The sequence below is a fragment of the Stutzerimonas azotifigens genome (genome assembly GCF_013522725.1).
GTDB classification, from domain to species: domain Bacteria; phylum Pseudomonadota; class Gammaproteobacteria; order Pseudomonadales; family Pseudomonadaceae; genus Stutzerimonas; species Stutzerimonas azotifigens_A.
The window spans coordinates 563,612-583,861 of record NZ_JAAMRF010000001.1 but is presented as its reverse complement, the minus strand read 5'-3'; the positions used below and the strand labels follow the sequence as shown (position 1 = coordinate 583,861).

Sequence of the window (20,250 nt, the reverse complement as noted above, 5' to 3'; positions counted from 1 at the left end):
AACAACCGCAGCGCGAACGCGGCGAACCAACGCCTTGGAGCGATTCAGCGTTTGGGCGATGGCGGATCGCCCGTGGCGTTTGGAGAATTGGTTCGCGCCACTACCCGAACCATTGCCGCTGGTTCACTTACCCATGGGCCCAAAATGGGCCGTGCGCACCATCGGAGCGCGGCCATGTGCCGTCTCGTCAAACAGCGCCGCGTTCCGGGCAGTGGCGAGCCTGGCGAGGACTATTTACCGGCCGCAGGGGAGCGGCGACCGATATCCGTCCCTCGGATTGGCCATGTCCGAAGCACTGTCGCTCGACTCGCTCAGGCGAGCTGCGCCTCGATGGCGGCCTTGTCGATGACGGACCAGACGTCGCGAATCCGGCCTTGCTGAACCTCGTAGAACACGTTCTCGGCAAAACGGACCCGCTTGCCGTTGACCGGCAGACCGAACAGCTCGCCGACCGGCGTGCAATCGAAGCACAGCCGGGCGGCGACCTGGGGAGGTTCGGCAACCAGCCGGTCGATGACGAAGCGCAGGTCCGGGATGGCGCGGAAATCGCCTACGAGCATGTCGCGGTATCCCGACAGGCCGACTCGCTGTCCGTTGTACTGGACGTCCTCGGCCACGAACTGGCCCAGAGCGTTCCAGTCCTGCCGATTGAGGCAGTCGATGTAGCCCCGGTAGAAATCGGAGAGTGCCTGGGTATTCATGGATGGCTCCTCGTTGAAGGGCGGTTCGGGTTGGGCGCGATGCCGCCTCGGCAGTATGAGCGCGCGGTCGGTGGGTTCGTTCACGGCCGCCAGAGGCGGCGAAGACGGCCTCAGCCGCGGCTGCGGCGGCATGGGATAGACTCGCCCCTTGCCCACCCGCCATCAAGGAACTCTTCGCGTGCCCATCCCTGCCATTCGCGCCGCTACCCCTGACGACTGCGGCCTGATCCTCGAACTCATCACCGACCTGGCCCGCTACGAGAAGGCCGAACATGAAGTCCTCGCCAGCGCCGATGACATACACCGCTCGCTGTTCGGCGACGAGCCCGCCGCCAGGGCACTGATCTGCGAGATAGACGGAGCCGCCGTAGGCTTCGCGGTGTACTTCGTCAGCTACTCGACCTGGCTCGGCAAGCCCGGCCTGTACCTGGAAGACCTCTATGTGAAACCGGAATACCGCGGCTCCGGTGCCGGCAAGGCGCTGCTGCGCGAACTGGCCGCAGAGGCGGTGGCGAAGGGTTATGGTCGCTTCGAATGGAGCGTGCTCGACTGGAACGAGCCGGCCATCCGCTTCTACCAGAGCATCGGTGCCGAACCCCAGGATGAGTGGATTCGCTATCGGCTGGACGGCGAAGCCTTGCAGCGCTTCGCCAACGGTAGCTGAAAGACGCACCGATCCCGTTGCGCCTGTCGCTTTCGATTATCCCCAGGTCGCGAACGAGGCGCAGCGGCTGGCGCGAGCCGCGTAGGTTAGCCACAGAAGGACGCCAAGGCCCGTGCCAGACGCGTTCGCCAGGCAGGCCAACGTACGGGGAATCTCATGAGCGCCATCTTTCCAGCGCAGCAGCAGGTCGATACGCGCATCTTGCGCAAAGTCATCGCCGCCTCGGCAATCGGCAATTTCGTCGAGTGGTTCGATTTCGCCGTGTACGGTTTTCTCGCGGTGACCATCGCAGCCCTGTTCTTTCCCCAGGGCGATCCGGCCCTCGCTCTGCTGCAGACCTTCGCGGTGTTCGCCGTCTCCTTTGCGTTGCGGCCACTGGGCGGGATCGTGTTCGGCATCCTCGGCGACCGCATCGGACGCAAGCGGGTGCTGTCGGTCACCGTGCTGCTGATGGCTGGCGCCACGACGCTGATCGGCATCCTGCCCACCTACGCGAGCATCGGCCTGCTGGCGCCCGTGCTGCTGGCCCTGGCGCGCTGCCTGCAGGGATTTTCCGCAGGCGGCGAGTACGCCGGAGCCTGCGCATTCGTCATGGAGCACGCGCCCACCGAGCAAAAAGCGCGTTACGGCAGCTTCGTACCCGTTTCCACGTTTCTGGCCTTCGCTTCGGCGGCAGGCCTGGTCTTCGGCCTGGGTCTGCTGCTCGACGATGCCCAGATGCAGGCCTGGGGCTGGCGGCTGCCGTTTCTGATCGCCGCGCCGCTGGGGCTGGTCGGGTTGTACATGCGCCTGCGGCTGGATGAGTCGCCAGCGTTCCAGGCATTGGCGGCCGAGGCGCATCCGGCGCACTCGCCGCTTCGCGAAACCTTGCGCAATCATGGCGCAACCATCCTTTGCCTCTCGGCGTTCATCTCGGCCACCGCGCTGTCGTTCTATATGTTCACCACCTATCTTGCGACCTACATGCAAGTGGTCGGCGGTGCGACACGGCCGACGGCATTGCTGGCGAGCCTGGCGGCGCTGCTGTTCGCGGCAATTCTATGTCCCTTCATCGGCCGTTATTCGGATCGCGTCGGCCGGCGCAGAACCATCCTCACCGCCGGTGCGAGCCTGATCGTCGCGGTCTACCCGGCCTTCACCCTGGCCGCCTCGGGCAGTCTCCTGGCCTCGGCGCTGGGCGCCATGCTGCTGGCCGTCGGCGCAGTGACCTGCGGCGTGGTGACCGCGGTGCTGCTCTCCGAGCAGTTCCCGACTCGGGTGCGCTATACCGCCTCGGCCTTTACCTACAACCTGGCCTACACCGTATTTGGCGGTACGGCGCCGCTGGTCGCGACCTGGCTGATCGAGCTGACCGGCAACCGCATGGCACCCGCGTACTACCTGATCGTCATCGCCCTGCTCGCCCTCGCTGGCGGCATGGCGCTACCGGAAACCTCCAGGCGTCCGCTGGACTACCAACCCGCCTGAGCCGTGGCCGGCGCGAGGGCTTCGAGGTGTCGGTATTCGGCGCCCAGCGCCTCGGCCAATCGCCGCGCACGACCCAGGCGAATCGGCGCGCACTCGATGTCCACCAGCAGCGTCGGACATGGGCTCGCAGGCAACGCCGGCCAGTCGCGCAGGCGACCGTCGGTGAGGATCAGCTGGCGCTGCTGCTCGGACGGTTTCAGGCGTTGTCGGCGCTGGACCCATTCATGGGCCAGCCGCAATGCGGGGATCAACGGCGTTCCGCCTCCCGCGCCAAGCTCATCCAGCCAGCGCCGCAAGTGACCGGACGCCTTCTGCCCCTGCACATGCCAACGCGGCTCAGCGCCTTGCGCATCGAGCACGGCGAGCCGCACGCGCTGGCGGTAGGCCTGTTCGAAGAGTTCGGCCAAAAGGCCCTTGGCCTGCGTCAATGCCCCGTGCCGACCAGTCGAACCCGAGGCATCGACGATGACCACCCAGAGCTCGGCTGGCCGAGCACTGCGTGGCCGTCGCTGCAGGTCGGCCAGCGTGCGCGGACGACCGCCAAGCAAGGTTGCCGGCCAGTCGATCGTGCCCAGTCCACCGGTACGCCGCGCGCCGCTGCGACCGCCCGATTCGGGGCCAGGCCTGGGTAACGCATCCGCACTCCTTGGCGTGCGCGGGCGGATGCTTAGGGCTTTTTTGGCCAGCGTGGCGGCTCGCGGCGCTCGCCGATGCGCTGCGGCCGAGGTGGCAGTTCGCCCCATTGGCCTTCGCCCTGGCTCGGGTCCTGAAAATCGGCGCCCTGCCCGGCCTGGGGAGGTGCCGGCGGTTGCGCGGCGGGCGTCGGGGCGCGGCGGCGATGTCGCAGCACCAATGGCTCCACGGTGTCGATGTCCTGTTTTTCGGTCTCACTGCCACCTCGCCACGCCGCATGGGCACGCGCGGCGCGCAGCCAGACCAGGTCGGCGCGCAGGCCGTCGACGCCGGCGGCGAAACAGCGGCCGGTGATCTCATCCAGCGCCGCATCGCTCAGGGGAATCTGCGCAAGCCTGTCACGTGCCGCACGGCAGCGCTGGATCAACTCGTCCTGCACCTCGCGCCAGGCTTCGACGAACCCCTGCGGGTCAGCATCGAAAGCCAGCCGCCGCCGCACGATTTCGGCACGCTCGGCCGGTTGCGGATGGCCGTCCAGCGCGAGGTTCAAGCCGAACCGATCGAGCAGCTGCGGGCGCAATTCGCCCTCTTCCGCATTCATGGTGCCGATCAGGACGAAACGTGCCGGATGGCGGTGGGATATACCATCGCGCTCGACATGATTGACGCCGCTGGCTGCGGCATCGAGCAACAGGTCGACCAGGTGGTCGGGCAGCAGGTTGACCTCATCCACATAGAGCACGCCCCCGTCGGCTTTTGCCAGCAGGCCCGGCGAGAACGTGGCGCGACCCTCGCCGAGCGCGGCGTCCAGATCCAGCGTGCCGACGATGCGCTCCTCGCTCGCCCCCAGCGGCAGCGTGACGAATTGCCCGCTGGGCAGCAGCCCCGCCAGGCCCCGCGCCAGGGTAGATTTGGCCATGCCGCGCGGACCTTCGATGAGCAGCCCGCCGATGGCCGGATCCACCGCCACCAGGCACAGCGCCCGCTTCAGCGCATCGGCACCGACAACGGCGGCGAGGGGAAAATGAGGCATGTCGATCATGGCGGCATCCGGCGACGGGCAAAGGCGCCATTGTAGGGCAGCTCGACGCCGCCCACCGAGGTCAATCGCAGGGATAGGCCGGGCCGGGCAAAAACAGCGGTTGAACCGCCGCGGCCGATGGATTACCTTCGAAGCCCTCTCAACGGAGCTTTCCATGTCGTCGTCCCTCTCCCTGTCACGTACTCGCCTCGGTGCCCCTCGCACCGCGATCGCGCGTGCACAGGCATTCGTGGCGGCCGTGGGTTATTGCTTTTATGGGTATTGGTTTAGCCACAGGCGCGCCTGATACCTCACAGGCGCCCTAGCAAGACAGGGTCGCCACCAGACAGTTTCTCGAAACCCCCGGTCGGCAACCCGACCGGGGGTTTTGTTTTTTACGGCTGGAAAAAGCCATCGCAACCGAGGATCCGAGCATGACCGCATACAACCGCTACTACGCCTATTACCGCTACGACTGGCGATTTACCCAGGGCAGCCCTGCCCATGCACTCAATCGAACATCCCATCGCCCCAGATAGCGAGCCGTGCGGATGACCGCGCAGGCCCAAGGAAGCCATCATGTCCGTAGCCGCAACCACCCGTTCCACCCAGAAGCCCGCCACCGATCTGCACCTGGTCGCCCCGCCGACCCGCCGCCAGACTCAACCCCTGCCCAGCGCCGCCCAGTTGCGTGAGCAGCTCCCGCTGACGCCCCACCTCGCCCGTCAGGTCCAGCAAAAGCGCCACGCCATCCGCGCCATCCTCGACGGTCACGACCCACGCCTGCTGGTGGTGGTCGGCCCCTGCTCGCTGCACGACGAAAAAGCCGTACTGGAATACGCCGAGCGCCTGGCCGCACTGAGCCAGCGCGTAGGTGATCGATTGCTATTGGTGATGCGTGCTTACGTTGAAAAACCGCGCACCACGGTGGGCTGGAAAGGCCTGGTTTACGATCCCGCGCTCGATGGAAGCGGCGATATGGCCGAAGGGCTGCGCCTATCGCGCCAGCTGATGCTAAAGCTGCTGGAACGGGGTCTGCCGCTGGCCACCGAGCTGCTGCAGCCGATGCTGGCCGGTTACTTCGACGACCTGCTCGGCTGGGCTGCGATCGGTGCGCGCACCAGCGAATCGCAGGTGCATCGCGAGTTGGTCAGCGGGCTGGACCTGCCAGTGGGCTTCAAGAACGGCACGGACGGCAGCCTCGGCATCGCCTGCGACGCGATGCGTTCGGCGGCCCATGCACATCAGCATTTCGGCGTGGACGGCCAGGGTCGACCGGCCCTGGTCCAGACCGGCGGCAACCCGGACACCCACTTGGTGCTGCGCGGTGGCCACGCCGGCCCAAACCATGACGCAGCCAGCATCGCCCGGGCCCGCGCCGAGCTGGAGGGCCAGGGGATCGAGCCGAAGATCATGGTCGACTGCAGCCACGCCAACAGCGGCAAGAATCCGCACCGCCAGCCCGAAGTGCTGCGCAGCGTGCTCGATCAGCGCCTGGCCGGCGACGGCTCGCTGCGCGCGGTCATGCTCGAGAGCCACCTGTTCGACGGCGCCCAGAGCCTGGGCGGCGAGCTGCGCTACGGCGTGTCGATCACCGATGCGTGCCTTGGCTGGGAAGGCACCGAACGCCTGCTGGTGGAAGCCGCGGTGCGTATGCGGCATCTGGTGTAGCGATAGCGCGGCGGTGTTAGGCGCCGGCGGCAGCGATGCGCGGCGCCAACGATTCGGCGCTGACCCATCATTGGCCGCGCGCCGACTACCGCCTTCGCGACCAATGTCGCTCCTACAGGCAGCGGCGTAGTGCGCGAGGGCGGCGTGTCTGACGCAACGGTGATGAGTAACCGTGAGGCAACGCACCTGCCCCGATATTCATCTGCTGTCACCTGAAGCGTCGACGACCTTCGGGACTTCACGCCTCTTCACTGTCCAGCAGCATGTTCTCCAGTACCTCGCGGTAGTCTCCGGGATTCTGCCAGAGCCCCCGCTGCTGAGCCTCGAGCAGCCGTTCGAGCATGTCCTGCAGGGCGCCGGGGTTGTGTTGCTGGATGAAGTCGCGGGTGTCGCGGTCGAGCAGGTAGGCATCGGTGAGCAGCGCGTACTGGTGGTCGTCGACCAGCCCGCTGGTGGCGTCGAAGCCAAACAGGTAATCGACCGTGGCGGCCAGTTCGAAGGCGCCCTTGTAGCCGTGGCGCTTCATGCCAGCAATCCACTTGGGGTTGGCCGCACGGGCGCGCACCACACGTCCGAGCTCCTGCTTGAGGGTGCGGATACGTGGGGTGTCCGGATGGCTGTTATCGCCGTGGTAGCTCGCCACCTGCAGGCCGCGCAGGGTTTCTACCGCCGCCAGCATGCCGCCCTGAAACTGGTAATAGTCGTTGGAGTCGAGCAGGTCATGCTCGCGGTTGTCTTGGTTCTGCAACACCGCCTCGAGCCGTTCCAGCCGATCCCCGAAGCGCTCGCGGGCCGGTGCGCCTTCAGCATCGCCGCCGTAGGCGTATCCGCCCCAGTTCAGGTACACCTCGGCGAGGTCTGCACGCTCATGCCAGAGCCGCCCTTCGACGGCATTCTGGATGCCGGCACCATAGGCGCCCGGCTTGGAGCCGAACACCCGCCAGCCCGCCTGGCGCCGCGCCTCGGCTTCGCTCAGGCCGTCATCCTGAAGACGCAGGGCATCGTCCCAGACGCGCGCCGACAGGGGATTCATGTCGTCCGGCTCGTCCAGTTCGGCCACCGCTTGTACCGCCTGGTCGAACAGGCGAATGAGGTTGGAGAACGCATCGCGGAAGAAGCCCGACACGCGAAGCGTGACGTCGACCCGAGGCCGGCCAAGCTGCTCCAGCGTCAGGATTTCGAAACGCTCAACGCGCTGGCTGCCAGCCTGCCAGACCGGCCGCGCGCCGATCAGCGCCATGGCCTGGGCGATGTCATCGCCGCCGGTACGCATGGTCGCGGTGCCCCAGACCGAGAGCCCGAGCCGGCGCAGGTGATCGCCGTTATCCTGCAGATGGCGTTCGAGCAGGCGGTCCGCCGACTGCACGCCGATGCGCCAGGCGGTCGGGGTCGGCAGGTTGCGTACGTCGACCGAATAGAAGTTGCGCCCGGTCGGCAGCACATCGAGTCGGCCGCGGCTGGGCGCACCACTCGGTCCGGCCGGGACGAAGCGCCCCTGTAGTGCCGCCAGCAACCCACCGATCTCGGCTGGCCCGCTGCCATCCAGCAAAGGTGCGATGCGCTCGCGCAGCTCCACGAGGATCGTTGATACCTCGCTTCCGTCGACCGCCACCGCCTCGCCCGACAGGCTCTGCTCGATCAGCTCCAGCGCCAGTTGCTCGAGTCGCTCGCGGGTATCGCCGCAGGTGCGCCAGGGCTCATCGCCCTGCCTTTCCAGATGCGCGGGGCGCGGTCCCTGCCAGGGACTTGCCATGTCGCAGTCGAGCGGATCGAAACCCAGCGCCAGCGCGCGGGCCAGGGCTCGCAGCAGACTGGCGTTGGCGCCAACACCGTCGCCCCGGGGGATACGCAACAGGGACAGCAACGTGTCTCGCCGCAACCGGCCCTGCGGCGACTCGCCGAAGACATGCAAGCCGTCGCGGATCTGCGACTCCTTGAGGTCGCACAGGTAGGCATCGAGCTGCGGCAGCCAGCTGTCCGGGTCTTCGTTCAGTTGCAGACCCAGCTCCCGGTCGAGTTCAGTGGCGCGCACCAGCGCGAGAATCTCGCCGCGCAGCTCCACCGCGCGGCGCAGATCCAGCTGGCTCGCTTCGTAATACTCGTCGGCCAGGCGCTCCAGGTCGCGTAGCGGCCCGTAGCTCTCGGCGCGGGTCAGCGGCGGCATCAGATGGTCGATGATCACCGCCTGGGTGCGCCGCTTGGCCTGCGCGCCCTCCCCCGGGTCGTTGACGATGAAGGGATAGATATTGGGCAGCGGCCCGAGGATCGCGCCCGGCCAGCACGCCTCGGACAACCCAACGCTCTTGCCGGGCAACCATTCCAGATTGCCGTGCTTGCCGACGTGAACCACCGCATTGGCGGCGAACGCCTGGCGCAGCCAGCAATAGAACGCCAGATAACCGTGTGGCGGCGGCAGGTCGGGGTCGTGATAGACGGCCGCCGCGTCCACGCCATAGCCACGCGCCGGCTGGATGCCAACGAAGGTCAAGCCGAAGCGCAACCCTGCGACCATCAATCGACCGCCGCGGTACATCGGGTCCTGCTCGGGCTCGCCCCAGCGCTCGCGCACTGCCTGCTGGTTGGCCTCGGGGAGACTGGCAAAAAAGGCCCGGTAATTGTCCAGCGCCAGGCTCTGGGAACAAGGCCGCAGGTCGAGGCCGTCCGGGTCGTTAGTCACACCGCCGAGTAGCTGATGGATCAATGCCGTACCGCTGTCGGGCAGCCCGTCGACAGGATAGCCCTGCTCCTCCAGCGATTTGAGAATGTTCAGCGCCGCGGCCGGCGTGTCCAGGCCCACCCCGTTGCCGATGCGCCCGTCGCGGGTCGGGTAATTGGCCAGCACCAGCGCGATACGCTTGTCCGCATTGGGCAGACGCGCAAGGTCGCACCAGCGTCGCGCCAGTTCGGCCACGAAATCCATGCCTGGAAGATGGGCCTGGTAGCAGACCACATCGCTCTGGCTGCGCTCGCTGCGCCAGGCCAGCCCCTTGAAGCTGATTGGCCGGGTAATCAGCCGGCCGTCGAGCTCGGGCAGCACGACATGCATTGCCAGATCCCGCGTGCCCAGCCCCTGTGGATTGGCCTGCCACGGCTCGAGACCGTCCAGCGCGCAGATGGCCTGGAGCACTGGCACATCGCGCCGGAAGGGCCGCAGGTTCGGCGCTTCGGGGTTGGACAGGGCGAATCCGGTCGTGTTGATGATCAGCGCGGCGTCGCTGTCGTCCAGCCAGCACTCGACCTGCGCCAGGCAGGCGGACTCCTTGAGGCTGGCGACAGCGATCGGCAGGGGGTTGAGCCCCTGGACGCGCAGCCGCTCGCAGAACCTGTCGATGAAGGCGGTATTGGCTGCCTGCACCTGGGTCCGGTAGAACAGCAGCGCCGCCACCGGCCGGCCAGGCGTCCACGCGGCGCGCCAATGCGCAAGCGCCGGCTCAGCGTGTGCCGGGTGATAAAGCCCCACGCGCGGCAAGGCTTGGGGTTCCTGCCAAGGGTAGGCTCGGTCGAGCCAGCGCGAAGCAATGCAATAGAACAGCTGCCGTGCGTTATCCCGTCCACCCTGGCGCAGGAATTGCCACAGGCGCTCGGCCTCTTCAGGCGCGACGGTACTCAAGCCGGTCAGCTCCGGATCGGGGCTGTCGTCCCCCGGCACCATGATCACCTGCACACCCAGCGCGCCGAGCTCGACCAGCCGCTCGATGCCGTAGCGCCAGTAGCTCACACCGCCGTGTACCGAGATCAGGATGACCTTGGCGTGCTGCAGCACCTGATCGACGTAAAAGTCGATCGAGGCGTTGTTGCCCAACTGCGCGGGGCTTGCCAGGCGCAGGCTCGGGTAGTCGGCCGGCAGGCTTTGAGCGGCTTCTGCCAGCAACGAAAGGTGCGAATCACCGGTACAGAGCAGTACCAGCTCGGCAGGCGTCTGCTGCAGGTCGGCAATGCTGTCGGCCGGCAGCTGAACGCCGGGCTGGGTGCGCAGCAGGTGCATCAGGAGCAGCTTGCTGGAAGCTTGAAGCTGGAAAAGGCTCTGCCCCGGATAGGCATCGAGTGCCAAGCGGGTGCTTCCAGCTTCCGGCCGCCAGTTTCTGGCTTGTGATTCATGCCAACGCCGCCTTCAGTTCGGCGCCGATGGCCTCCTGATCCAACGCCTGCCCGATCACCACCAGCCGTGTAAGGTGCGCTTCTTCGGCGCCCCACGCACGGTCGTAATGTTTGTCGAAGCGCGTGCCGACGCCTTGGATCTGCAGCCGCATCGGCTTGCCCGGTACGCTGGCGAAACCCTTGATGCGCAGCACCCGGTGGCGGGCGACAACTTGCTTGAGTGCTTGAAGCAGGCGCAGTTCTTCGACCTCGGGAAGCTCGACGGAGAAGGAGTCGAATTCATCGTGATCGTGATCATCACCTTCAAGATCGTGGTGCGTTTTGCGGCTATCAATGTGCAGTTCCGTCTCGCTGTTGAGCCCCAGCAGCACGGCCAGCGGCAGGTCGCCGCCCTGGGCCTCGACGACTTTGACCGACTCGGGCAGCTCCTCGGCGACCTCGGTGCGGACCGCCTGCAACGCATCGTACTCGAGCAGATCGGTCTTGTTCAGGATCACCAGATCCGCGCTCGCCAGTTGATCCGCGAACAGCTCGTGCAGGGGCGACTCGTGATCCAGGTTCGGGTCGAGCCTGCGTTGCGCATCGACCTGCTCGGGATGGGCGGCGAAGGTGCCGGCAGCGACGGCCGGGCTGTCGACCACGGTGATCACTGCATCCACCGTGCAGGCGTTGCGGATTTCCGGCCAGTTGAAGGCCTGCACCAACGGCTTGGGCAGCGCCAGGCCGCTGGTCTCGATGAGGATGTGGTCCAGATCGCGCCGACGGGCCACCAGCTCGCGCATCACCGGGAAGAATTCCTCCTGCACGGTGCAGCAGACGCAGCCGTTGGCGAGTTCGTAGACGCGACCACGGGCTTCCTCTTCGCTACAGCCGATGCTGCATTGCTGGAGGATCTCGCCATCGATGCCCAGCTCGCCGAATTCATTGACGATCACCGCGATGCGGCGGCCCTCGGCGTTATCGAGCATGTGCCGCAACAAGGTGGTTTTGCCGGAACCGAGAAAGCCGGTGACGATGGTGACGGGAAGCTTGGCGTGGGTTTTCATGGCGAGGTCCTGCGCAGATCGAGGGGATCGACGAGCAGGCAGGCAGGACAGCCGAACGGAGTCGGCATGCACCACCGGATCACCCCGCCCGGTTGTCGAACGCGTTGACGAGGCAGGTCTCCTGGCTCACGGCCGGGCGGCGATGCATCACCGCCGCGCCCTTCGCCTTCCCGCTCTCGCAGTGGCTTTCGAAGGGATACAGGCCGTTCACAGTTGCGGGGGCAGCCACGGCTCGACCGTGTTCCCTCTTAGCTCCGGCACCTGGCCGAAGAACCTCGAACGAGCGAAGGCTACGCAGTGCCTGCGGGGCGGTCAATCGCACGATTGACGCTCGCGCGCCCTTCATGATGTTCTAGAAAAGTCGTTTCAGGTGCCTCGCGCCGCCGTGCGCAGGGTGAAACGGGAAGCCGGTGGGCCCTTCCGACAGGGCGAGTCCGGCGCTGCCCCCGCAACGGTAAGCGAAGGTCGGGATCTCTTGACCACTGTGCGAGTGCATCGCATGGGAAGGTGGGTCCAGCGGTGTCCGACGACAGCCCTCGCAAGCCCGGAGACGACCTGAAACCCGTTTGGCTACCCACGGTGCGCCGGATGCCAGCTCCGCCTGGCTGCCCTCGCTGCCTCCTTCTGCTCTGCCCCTTTTCAAAAGGCTCGATCATGTCCAGCGGCATCGCCTCGCTCCTGCCCGCAAAGACCTTTGCCACCGGCCAAAGCGAACGCTCGCGGGGCTGCGCCCCATCATGATTCCCATCCATGTTGCCGGCCTCGGCTGCCGACGCGGCTGTTCGATGGAGTCGCTGCTGAGGCTGCTCCAGGCCGGCCTGGAAACCCACGGGTTGCGCCTGGAGCAAATCGCAGGCCTCGCAACGAGCACCCACAAGCGCGACGAACCCGGGCTGTTACAGCTGGCTGAGTACCTGGAATTGCCACTGGCGTTTTTCTCGGCCGAGCAGCTGCAGCCCTACCAACACCGGCTAAGCGCCGCTTCGCCACGGGTCCTGGCGATTACCGGTAGCGCCGGTGTCGCCGAAGCCTGCGCGCTGGCACAGGCGCATGCGCTCACTGGCGCCGAGGCGACACTGCTCGGCCCCAAGCGCAGCAACCCGGCCGCAAGCCTGGCGATCGCCTCTTCCCTTCCATTACCTGCGGAGCCCGCATGACGGTCTATTTCATCGGCGCCGGTCCCGGCGACCCCGAGCTGATCACGGTCAAGGGTCAGCGCCTGTTGCGTCAGTGCCCGGTAATTCTCTACGCCGGCTCGCTGGTGCCCGCCGAGGTGCTCGAAGGACACCGCGCCGAGCAGGTGGTCAACACCGCGGAGCGGAATCTGCAGGAGATCATCGAGCTGATCCACGCCGCCCACCGCAATGGCCAGGACGTGGCCCGGGTGCATTCGGGCGACCCCTCGCTCTACGGCGCAATCGGCGAGCAGATCCGCCAGTTGCGGGCGCTAGACATCCCCTTCCAGATCGTTCCGGGCGTGACCGCGACCGCCGCCTGCGCGGCGCTGCTGGAAAGCGAGCTGACCCTGCCGGATATCTCGCAGACGCTGATCCTGACCCGCTACGCCCATCGCTCGCCGATGCCCGAGGGCGAGCAGCTGCCTGATCTGGCGCGCCACCGTGCGACCATGGCCATTCACCTCGGCGTGAGCCATATGGCGCAGATCGTCGCCGAGCTGCTGCCGCATTACGGGCCCGACTGCCCGGTCGCGGTGGTGCATCGTGCGAGCTGGCCGGATCAGGACTGGGTGTGCGGAACCCTCGCCGACATCGAGCAAAAGGTCCTCGCGAAGGGCTTCACCCGAACCGCGCTGATCCTGGTCGGCCGGGTACTGGGCGCGGAAACCTTTTCCGACTCGGCCCTCTATCGCGCCGAGCATCGCCACCTGTTCAGGCCCTCCTGAGGCACAAGCCCGCGCTCGATCCTGCACCGGCGGTCACCGCGCGGGAGCGTCGGCGGCTTGCCCGCGGTCTGTGGTTATCCAAGGCCCGACGGGCTGCCAACGGCGCCATGACGCCGCATCAAGCAAGACAGGAGCCCCCATGCAGAAAGGCACAGCACTCATCGTCGGTATCACCGGCATTTCCGGCTACAACCTTGCCAACGTCCTGCTCGCCAGCGGCTGGACGGTCTACGGCCTGGCCCGCCGCCCGCAAGCGCAGGAAGGCGTCATTCCGGTGGCCGCGGACCTGCTTGACGCAGACGCCACGAACAAAGCGCTGGAAGGCTTGCCGATCACCCATGTGTTCTTCTGCACCTGGACGCGCCGCGCCACCGAGAAGGAAAACGTCGAAGCCAACGGCGCCATGATGAACAACCTCTGCCAGGCACTCGGCAAGGCGCCCGTGCAGCATATGGCGCTGGTCACCGGCACCAAGCACTACCTGGGCTCGTTCGAGAACTACGGAAGCGGCAAGGCAGAAACGCCGTTCCGCGAGAGCGAGCCACGCCAGAGCGGCGAGAACTTCTACTACACCCTCGAAGACATCCTGTTCGCCGCCGCCGAGCGCCACGGCTTCGGCTGGAGCGTGCATCGGTCCCACTCGATGATCGGCCAGGCCGGCGGCAGCAACGCGATGAACATGGGCGTGACCCTGGCGGTATACGCGAGCCTGTGCAAGGAGACCGGCCAGCCCTTCGTGTTCCCCGGCTCGCGGGTGCAGTGGGACAGCCTGACCGACGTCACCGACGCAGGTCTGCTCGGCCGGCAGATGGAATGGGCGGCGCAATCGCCGGCGGCGCGCAACCAGGCGTTCAACACGGTCAACGGCGACGTGTTCCGCTGGCGCTGGATGTGGGGCGAGATCGCCGCGTTCTTCGGGCTAGAGGCGGCGCCCTTCCCCGAGCAGCCGATGCCGCTGGAGGCTCGCCTGAAGGACGTCGCGCCCGAGCAATGGCGAGCGATCGCCCAGAAGCATGGACTGCGCGAGCCGGACGTGGACCGCCTGGCCTCCTGGTGGCACACCGACGCCGATCTCGGCCGCGAGATCGAGTGCCTGAACGACATGACCAAGAGCCGCGAGCTGGGCTTTCTCGGCTATCACGACAGCCGGGCGAGCTTTCTGGAGCTGTTCACCCGCCTGCGCGCCCAGCGGTTGATTCCCTGAACCAGGCGGGCCGGGCGTGCGTTGCGGCTGCGTAACCCTAGCCCGGCAGCCCCTGCAGATAGGCGTCGACCTCGGCGGCGGTGCTTCTCGCCGAACGCATCACGCCGATCAGGGTGGCCGATGCCGATCCGGTCCAGTCGCCATACCCCACCAGCCATAGACGCGGCTGGCGCAGCGACCGGGTTCCCTCGACCGCGACCCGGCCGTCGTCCTCGATCACCCCGAGGCTTCGCAGGTGATCGAGCGCGGGACGAAAACCGGTGCACCAGATCACCGCATCCACCGCCGACTCCCGGCCATCGGGCCAGACCACGCCGCTGCGGGTGAAGCGCACGAACGGGCGCACCGCCTGCTGCAAGACGCCTCGTTCGCGGGCTTCGCGTACCGGCGGCACCATCACGATGTCGCCAAAGCCTCCCGGTAGCTCGTCGACCGGCTCGCCGGCCTGCTGTGCCTTCCAGCGCGCGGTGGCGCGTTCGAAAAGTACATGCCCATCGACGTCGTCCGGCAGAAACCGGGGCGCTTCCTGCGTCACCCAGGTGCAGTCCGCCCACGACGACAGCTCCGCGAGGATCTGCGCTGCGGAGTTGCCAGCCCCCACGATCAGCACCCGCTTGCCGGCCAATGCCTGCGGCTCGCGGTAGTCGGCCGAATGCAGCTGCAGCCCTTCGAACAGCTCGGCTCCCGGATAGGCTGGTACATAAGGCTTGCGCCAGGTGCCGGTGGCGCTCACCACCGCACGGGCCTGCCAGCACGAACCGCCGGCTCGGACCTTCAGCCCATCCTCGTGGACGGTTACCGCATTCACTTCGCAGGGCCGCTTCACCGGCAGCCCGTAGCGCTGCTCATAGCGCGTGAGGTAGTCGATCACCTCGTCCCGCATCGGATAGCCATCGGCGGCCCTGGGCATCATCCAGCCGGGGAGCGAACTCCAGGTGGAAGGCGAGAACAATCGCAGCGAATTCCAGCCGTGCAGCCAGGCACCGCCAGGGCGAGGCTGGTCATCGAGCAGCACGAACGAGCGCTGGGTTCGGCGCAGAAAATAGCCGACGGCAAGGGCGGATTGCCCGCCGCCAACGATCGCCACATCGACCTGAACACATTCACCCATGCCGCTTCCCCTTACGCGAAAGGGGCAGCATAGGGCTTCGTGGGCGAATGGTTGTAGAAGACGGTGCCAGAAGAAGGCCGGACCGCCAGCGCGGTTCCGGTCCCTCAGCGTTGCGGGTACTCAGTTCTGCGAGCCGCAGACGTCGGCCAGCTTGCGATAGGCGATGGAGTTGCGCTGTCCGGCCGAGTCGATGTACGTCATCTCGCTGGTCACGACCTGGCAGAAACGCATGCTGGGTTCCCGGATCGAGACGACCTGGGCGATGTCCAGCGGCATGCCGTAGCGATAGTGCGTAGGTTCGGCTTCGCTTGTGCCGTCCGCGTGGGCAACGCTCGCGGTCAGCGCAGTCAGAGAAAGCATGGCGGCATTAACGAAGTTGCGGGTATTCACGTTCATATCTCCTGTAATCGTCTCACCCCTCATGAGGGCGGCCGATCCGACTCATTTAAGCTGCCCAGCCTCAAGCAATATGAATACAACCTCCCGGCAAATAATAAGGAAGAAGTCGCATGCATTGATCGGCTGAAATAGCGGGGAAAATATATCGCCAACAAACTGATTATATTGACAATCTTTAGTCGCCAGCGATGGAGAAGAATTCTAGACGGGCGAGCCCAAGAAAGAAGTAAGCATTAATCAAAGTCCCGATTGATCATTTTATCTTGACAACTAACAAGTCATTAATTGCAACCTTTCATACCCATTCAAAGTTAGAGGAATGGCCGATTCTTAAAATAACGCAAGCCAACATAAACTATTGGCGAAGTCTGTTTTGCCAATGGGCAGGCTCCGTTCCCGAGGAACGAGCGGGATGACTGACGCGCCCGAAATAAACCAGTTGAGCGGTTCGCGGCGCACGCTTATGCTGCGCAACTTCAGCACGCAGCATTGGGGCCGCGCGGGAACACCGCAACGACCCGCTAGGTGCCGGTGAACACGGGAGAGACTGCTTCACTGCAGCGCCGAAGGAGCAACCGCCCCGGAAACTCTCAGGCAAAAGGACCGTGATCACATTCGCACTCTGAAGAGCCGCCGGAGCTTTCGTCGACCGGCGCACCGAAGGAGCAAGCGGGCCACCCCCGCGAAAACTCTCAGGTTCAGGACAGAGGGGGCGCTCGCCGCGCATGGGCGCACGGGCTCAACCCTCGACGTCTTTTTTGGAACCTGAACCATGAAAACCATCGCAATCATCGGCGGCGGCATTACCGGCGTAACGACCGCCTATGCCCTGGCCAAGCGCGGCTTCGACGTCACCCTGCTGGAAAAGCACCGCTACGCGGCCATGGAAACCTCGTTCGCCAACGGCGGACAGCTGTCGGCCTCCAACGCCGAGGTCTGGACTCACTGGTCGACCATCCTCAAGGGCATCAAATGGATGCTCAAGAGCGACGCGCCGCTGCTGGTCAACCCCAAGCCCAGCTGGCACAAGCTGTCCTGGTTCGCCGAGTTCATCGGCTCGATCCCCAGCTACCAGCAGAACACCATCGAGACCGCACGCCTGGCCATTGCCGCGCGCGAGCACCTCTATGCGTGGGCCGAGGCCGAGGGGCTGGATTTCGACCTGAAGAAGGAAGGCATCCTGCACATCTACCGCGACAAGGCCGGCTTCGATCACGCTGGTAACGTGTCGCAGCTACTCGCCAAGGGCGGCCTGGAACGCCGCGCCGTGACTCCGGACGAGATGCGTGCCATCGAGCCGACCCTCGCCGGCAACTACTACGGTGGCTACTTCACCGAAAGCGATTCGACCGGCGACATCCACAAGTTCACCCATGGCCTGGCGCTTGCCGCCATTCGCCTGGGCGCCAAGTGCCTGTACGGTCAGGACGTGCGCGGCGTGACCACCGACGGTCGCCAGGTTCACGTGAGCCTTGGCCAAGGTGATGCGGTCCAGACGCAGACCTTCGACGGCGTGGTGATCTGCGCAGGCACCGCCAGCCGTGCTCTGGCCGCGCAGCTGGGCGACCGGGTGAACATCTATCCGGTCAAGGGCTACTCGATCACGGTCAACCTGCTCGACGAGCAGAGCCAGGCGTCGGCACCGGTGGTAAGCCTGCTGGACGACGAGACCAAGCTCGTCACCAGCCGCCTGGGCGACGACCGGCTGCGGGTCGCGGGGACCGCCGAATTCAACGGCTACAACCGCGACATTCGCGCCGACCGTATCCGCCCGCTGGTGGACTGGGTCAACGAATGCTTCCCAGGAGTCAGCACCCGCAGCGTGGTGCCCTGGGCCGGCCTGCGGCCAATGATGCCGAACATGATGCCCAAGGTCGGCCGCGGCAGCTCGCCGTGCGTGTTCTACAACACCGGCCATGGCCACCTGGGCTGGACTCTATCGGCGGTCACCGCAGATATGATCGGTGATGTGGTGCTCGAATCCATGGGCCGCCCCGCTCCGGTCGCTCAACCCATTCCGGCCTGACCTGCCCAGGACCGCCCCACCCCGCTGGGGCGGTCCTGGCCGCGATTGCCCCGGCCCTGGATCAACCGTTGCGGGATGCCTTCCACCCTTTGGAAAGCTCGCGGTCGAGACTAGGCGTCCCGACCGCTCCCACACAGGCGCGCTCACAGCTTCCAGCACCCGTGGGTGCGGTCTTGACCGCGAATGAACCTGCATCCCGGCCTCAGTGCAGCGACCGGGGCTGGCCGAGCCAGGTTAGAAACTCAGCCGCCGGCATTGGCCTGGCGATCAGATAGCCCTGCCCTTCGTTGCAACCCCATTGCCTCATCAGCGCCTGCACCTCGGCGCTTTCGATGCCTTCGGCAACCACGCAGTACCCCAGCTGCTTGGCCAGGCCGATCATCGTCCTGACCACCCGCTTGTCCCTGTCGGCGGACAACAGATTGCGCAGGAACGACTGGTCGAGCTTGACCGTATTAGCCGGCAGGTCGCGCACGTAGGCCCAGTTGCTGTAGCCGGCACCGAAGTCGTCCAGCGCCACCTCCACGCCCAGCGCGCGGATACGCTCGAGCTGCGCCCGCACCGCCTCAGGGTTCTGCATCAGTGCGCTCTCGGTGAACTCCAGTTCGAAGCCGCGCGGGTCTATGCTCAGCCGCTCGAGCGACGCCGCCAGCTCGTCGGTGAACAGGCTCTCGTCGAGGTCCGTGGCCGACACGTTGATGGCCAGCTTGAACATCAGCCCCTGCTGCTGCCAGGTCGCCAGTTGCTCCAGGGCATTGCGCAGTACCCACAGGCTGATCGGCCGTATCAGCGCGGTCTTTTCGGCCAGCGGGATGAATTCGGCCGGACCGATTTCGCCGAGCGCCGGGTGCCTCCAGCGGATGAAGGTTTCCACCGAGGTGCAGCGACCGCTGTGCAGGTCCACCCTCGGCTGGTAGACCAGCCTGAACTGGTCGCCCTTGCGCACCGCTTCGGCCAGCGCGCTGAGCAACTTGAACGCACGCTGCTGGGCAAAATCCTGCTGCGGTGAGTAATAGGACCAGGCCACGCCCCGCTCGCGGGCCTCGTCGGCGCAGCTGACCAGCAGGCGCAGCCAGTCCCCACGCGTTTCGTCAGCGGCGCTCAGGTGCAGGGCGCCAATGCCGAACTGGGTACGCACGGGGATCTCCCCGCAGACCACCGGTTCGTCGAACGCCCTGGCCAGGCGAGCGAACAGCGCCTCGGCCTGATCGAGCCGTGTCCGGTCGAGGATGAAGGCGAAGCGGGTCGGGCTGATCTTGTAGAGCTCGACGCCGGGTAACTCCTTCTGCAGGCGAGCTTTGATCGCCAGGACGAGCGACCTGGAAAAGGTGAAGCCCAGTGCCTTGACGATATCGTTGTAAAACAGCGGGGAAATCACATCGGCCGCCGCCAGCAGCAGGTCATGTCCTTCCTTGAGCAGATGGTCGACGTCTTCTTCCAGGCGGAACCGGTTGAACAGCCCGGTCGGCGTGTCCACGTAATTGGCGTCGTGCATGTGTTCGATGCGGCTCATCGCCAGCTTGCCGAGCCGCCGGAGCATGCCGGCCTCCTCCTCGCTCAGCGGTGGCCTGGGCTTGGTATCGATGATGCACAGGGCGCCGAGCCCGAGCGAATCGGCCGTGGTCAGCGGTACCGCTGCATAGAACCGCACGCCAGGCTCGCCCACCACATAGGGATTGTCCCGGAAGCGCTCGTCACGTGCCGCATCGCACACCAGGAACAGGTCCTTGCCGAGGATCGCATGGGCGCAGAGCGAATGTTCACGAGGCGTCTCCGCCACATCGATGCCGACCCTGGCGCGAAACCACTGGCGGTGTCGGCCAATGATCGAGACCAGGGCGATGGGCACGTCGAACAACTGCGTGGCCAGACCCACGATTTCGTCAAAAACCTCATCGGGCCTGCTTTCCAGCAGGCTGAGCTCCTGGATCCGGGCCAGACGCCTGGACTCGTTGGCGGGAAGCGCAGCGGACTTGGCCATTTAGAATCCCCTTTTGCACGCTCACTGGCTGCCTATCGCAACCGGATACCCAGGCCGACGAGGAAAACAGGCACGACCCATAGTTGGGACCACCAAACGAGCGCAACGGTTGCCTCGAATCGTTGCGAACGCGGCGTCGGACAGGATTCTTTGTGCGTCCCACAGGGAAAGCCTAGCCACACGACTACGGGGCCGCTCCCTCGGAGAAAGTCGGTCCATGCCGGTAAACGGGCTCGGCGGACTCTTACCCGCGCCGCGCCTGAGCCATGGCAAGCACGGGCGGTTGCGACAAGATGTTTCCAGCGGCACCTCGACGAGCGACGAG

At 65.9% G+C, this 20,250-nt stretch carries 15 protein-coding genes and 4 riboswitches; of the genes, 7 read left to right on the top strand and 8 right to left on the bottom strand.

The window, feature by feature from the left end; genetic code table 11:
• Positions 1–311: 311 nt before the first annotated feature.
• On the bottom strand, positions 312–701 hold the full coding sequence (locus G7026_RS02705) for an ester cyclase (protein WP_181069141.1): 390 nt from the start codon (positions 699–701) through the stop codon (positions 312–314).
• A gap of 178 nt (positions 702–879) precedes the next feature.
• On the opposite strand from G7026_RS02705, the gene G7026_RS02700 reads away from it, so the two are divergent.
• Both G7026_RS02700 and G7026_RS02695 read left to right on the top strand, forming a co-directional pair.
• Positions 880–1,365, top strand: coding sequence for a GNAT family N-acetyltransferase (locus G7026_RS02700; RefSeq protein ID WP_181069139.1), 486 nt, complete (start codon positions 880–882; stop codon positions 1,363–1,365).
• A gap of 156 nt (positions 1,366–1,521) precedes the next feature.
• The gene (locus G7026_RS02695; RefSeq protein WP_181069137.1) at positions 1,522–2,832 is read left to right on the top strand and encodes an MFS transporter; all 1,311 of its coding nucleotides are present in this window, start codon (positions 1,522–1,524) and stop codon (positions 2,830–2,832) included.
• Here the strand turns inward: G7026_RS02695 and G7026_RS02690 are convergent.
• Entirely contained in the window at positions 2,817–3,575 is a 759-nt protein-coding gene (locus G7026_RS02690) for a vWA domain-containing protein (protein ID WP_181069136.1), read from the bottom strand. The two genes, G7026_RS02695 and G7026_RS02690, sit on opposite strands and share 16 nt — an antisense overlap.
• Positions 3,500–4,507, bottom strand: a complete 1,008-nt coding sequence (locus tag G7026_RS02685) for an ATP-binding protein (RefSeq protein ID WP_181069134.1) — start codon at positions 4,505–4,507, stop codon at positions 3,500–3,502. Before G7026_RS02685 ends, G7026_RS02690 begins: the two co-directional genes overlap by 76 nt.
• A 558-nt stretch (positions 4,508–5,065) precedes the next feature.
• On the opposite strand from G7026_RS02685, the gene G7026_RS02680 reads away from it, so the two are divergent.
• Entirely contained in the window at positions 5,066–6,157 is a 1,092-nt protein-coding gene (locus G7026_RS02680; protein ID WP_181069132.1) for a 3-deoxy-7-phosphoheptulonate synthase, read from the top strand.
• A 238-nt stretch (positions 6,158–6,395) separates the two neighbouring features.
• On the opposite strand, the gene cobN is transcribed toward G7026_RS02680, so the two are convergent.
• Entirely contained in the window at positions 6,396–10,142 is a 3,747-nt protein-coding gene (gene cobN / locus G7026_RS02675) for a cobaltochelatase subunit CobN (protein WP_181069248.1), read from the bottom strand.
• A gap of 109 nt (positions 10,143–10,251) precedes the next feature.
• Positions 10,252–11,301 carry a cobalamin biosynthesis protein CobW gene (gene cobW / locus G7026_RS02670; RefSeq protein ID WP_258190147.1) on the bottom strand — a complete coding sequence of 350 codons (1,050 nt, stop codon included), beginning with the start codon at positions 11,299–11,301 and terminating at the stop codon, positions 10,252–10,254.
• A 94-nt stretch (positions 11,302–11,395) separates the two neighbouring features.
• A riboswitch (cobalamin riboswitch) is annotated at positions 11,396–11,594 on the bottom strand.
• A 58-nt stretch (positions 11,595–11,652) separates the two neighbouring features.
• A riboswitch (cobalamin riboswitch) is annotated at positions 11,653–11,874 on the top strand.
• 164 nt (positions 11,875–12,038) lie between these two features.
• Here cobW and G7026_RS02665 point away from each other — a divergent pair.
• From G7026_RS02665 to G7026_RS02655, 3 genes are all read left to right on the top strand, one after another.
• A complete protein-coding gene (locus tag G7026_RS02665) occupies positions 12,039–12,458 on the top strand; it encodes a cobalamin biosynthesis protein (protein ID WP_181069128.1) in 420 nt (139 codons plus the stop codon).
• Positions 12,455–13,204: a precorrin-4 C(11)-methyltransferase gene (cobM, locus tag G7026_RS02660; protein ID WP_181069126.1), complete on the top strand. Its 750-nt coding sequence runs from the start codon at positions 12,455–12,457 to the stop codon at positions 13,202–13,204. Before G7026_RS02665 ends, cobM begins: the two co-directional genes overlap by 4 nt.
• 139 nt (positions 13,205–13,343) lie before the next feature.
• The gene (locus G7026_RS02655) at positions 13,344–14,408 is read left to right on the top strand and encodes an SDR family oxidoreductase (RefSeq protein ID WP_181069124.1); all 1,065 of its coding nucleotides are present in this window, start codon (positions 13,344–13,346) and stop codon (positions 14,406–14,408) included.
• A 37-nt stretch (positions 14,409–14,445) separates the two neighbouring features.
• Here G7026_RS02655 and G7026_RS02650 read toward each other — a convergent pair whose 3' ends face one another.
• On the bottom strand, positions 14,446–15,519 hold the full coding sequence (locus G7026_RS02650; protein WP_181069122.1) for an ArsO family NAD(P)H-dependent flavin-containing monooxygenase: 1,074 nt from the start codon (positions 15,517–15,519) through the stop codon (positions 14,446–14,448).
• A gap of 120 nt (positions 15,520–15,639) precedes the next feature.
• Positions 15,640–15,909: a DUF2790 domain-containing protein gene (locus G7026_RS02645; protein WP_308811750.1), complete on the bottom strand. Its 270-nt coding sequence runs from the start codon at positions 15,907–15,909 to the stop codon at positions 15,640–15,642.
• Positions 15,910–16,446: 537 nt separating this feature from the next.
• Positions 16,447–16,534, top strand: a riboswitch (glycine riboswitch).
• A 2-nt stretch (positions 16,535–16,536) separates the two neighbouring features.
• Positions 16,537–16,629, top strand: a riboswitch (glycine riboswitch).
• Between the two features lie 61 nt (positions 16,630–16,690).
• Here G7026_RS02645 and G7026_RS02640 point away from each other — a divergent pair.
• The gene (locus G7026_RS02640) at positions 16,691–17,944 is read left to right on the top strand and encodes a D-amino acid dehydrogenase (protein WP_181069119.1); all 1,254 of its coding nucleotides are present in this window, start codon (positions 16,691–16,693) and stop codon (positions 17,942–17,944) included.
• A gap of 202 nt (positions 17,945–18,146) precedes the next feature.
• Here G7026_RS02640 and G7026_RS02635 read toward each other — a convergent pair whose 3' ends face one another.
• Positions 18,147–19,925 (bottom strand): putative bifunctional diguanylate cyclase/phosphodiesterase, encoded by a 1,779-nt coding sequence (locus G7026_RS02635; protein ID WP_181069117.1) that lies wholly within the window; start codon positions 19,923–19,925, stop codon positions 18,147–18,149.
• Positions 19,926–20,250: the final 325 nt, after the last annotated feature.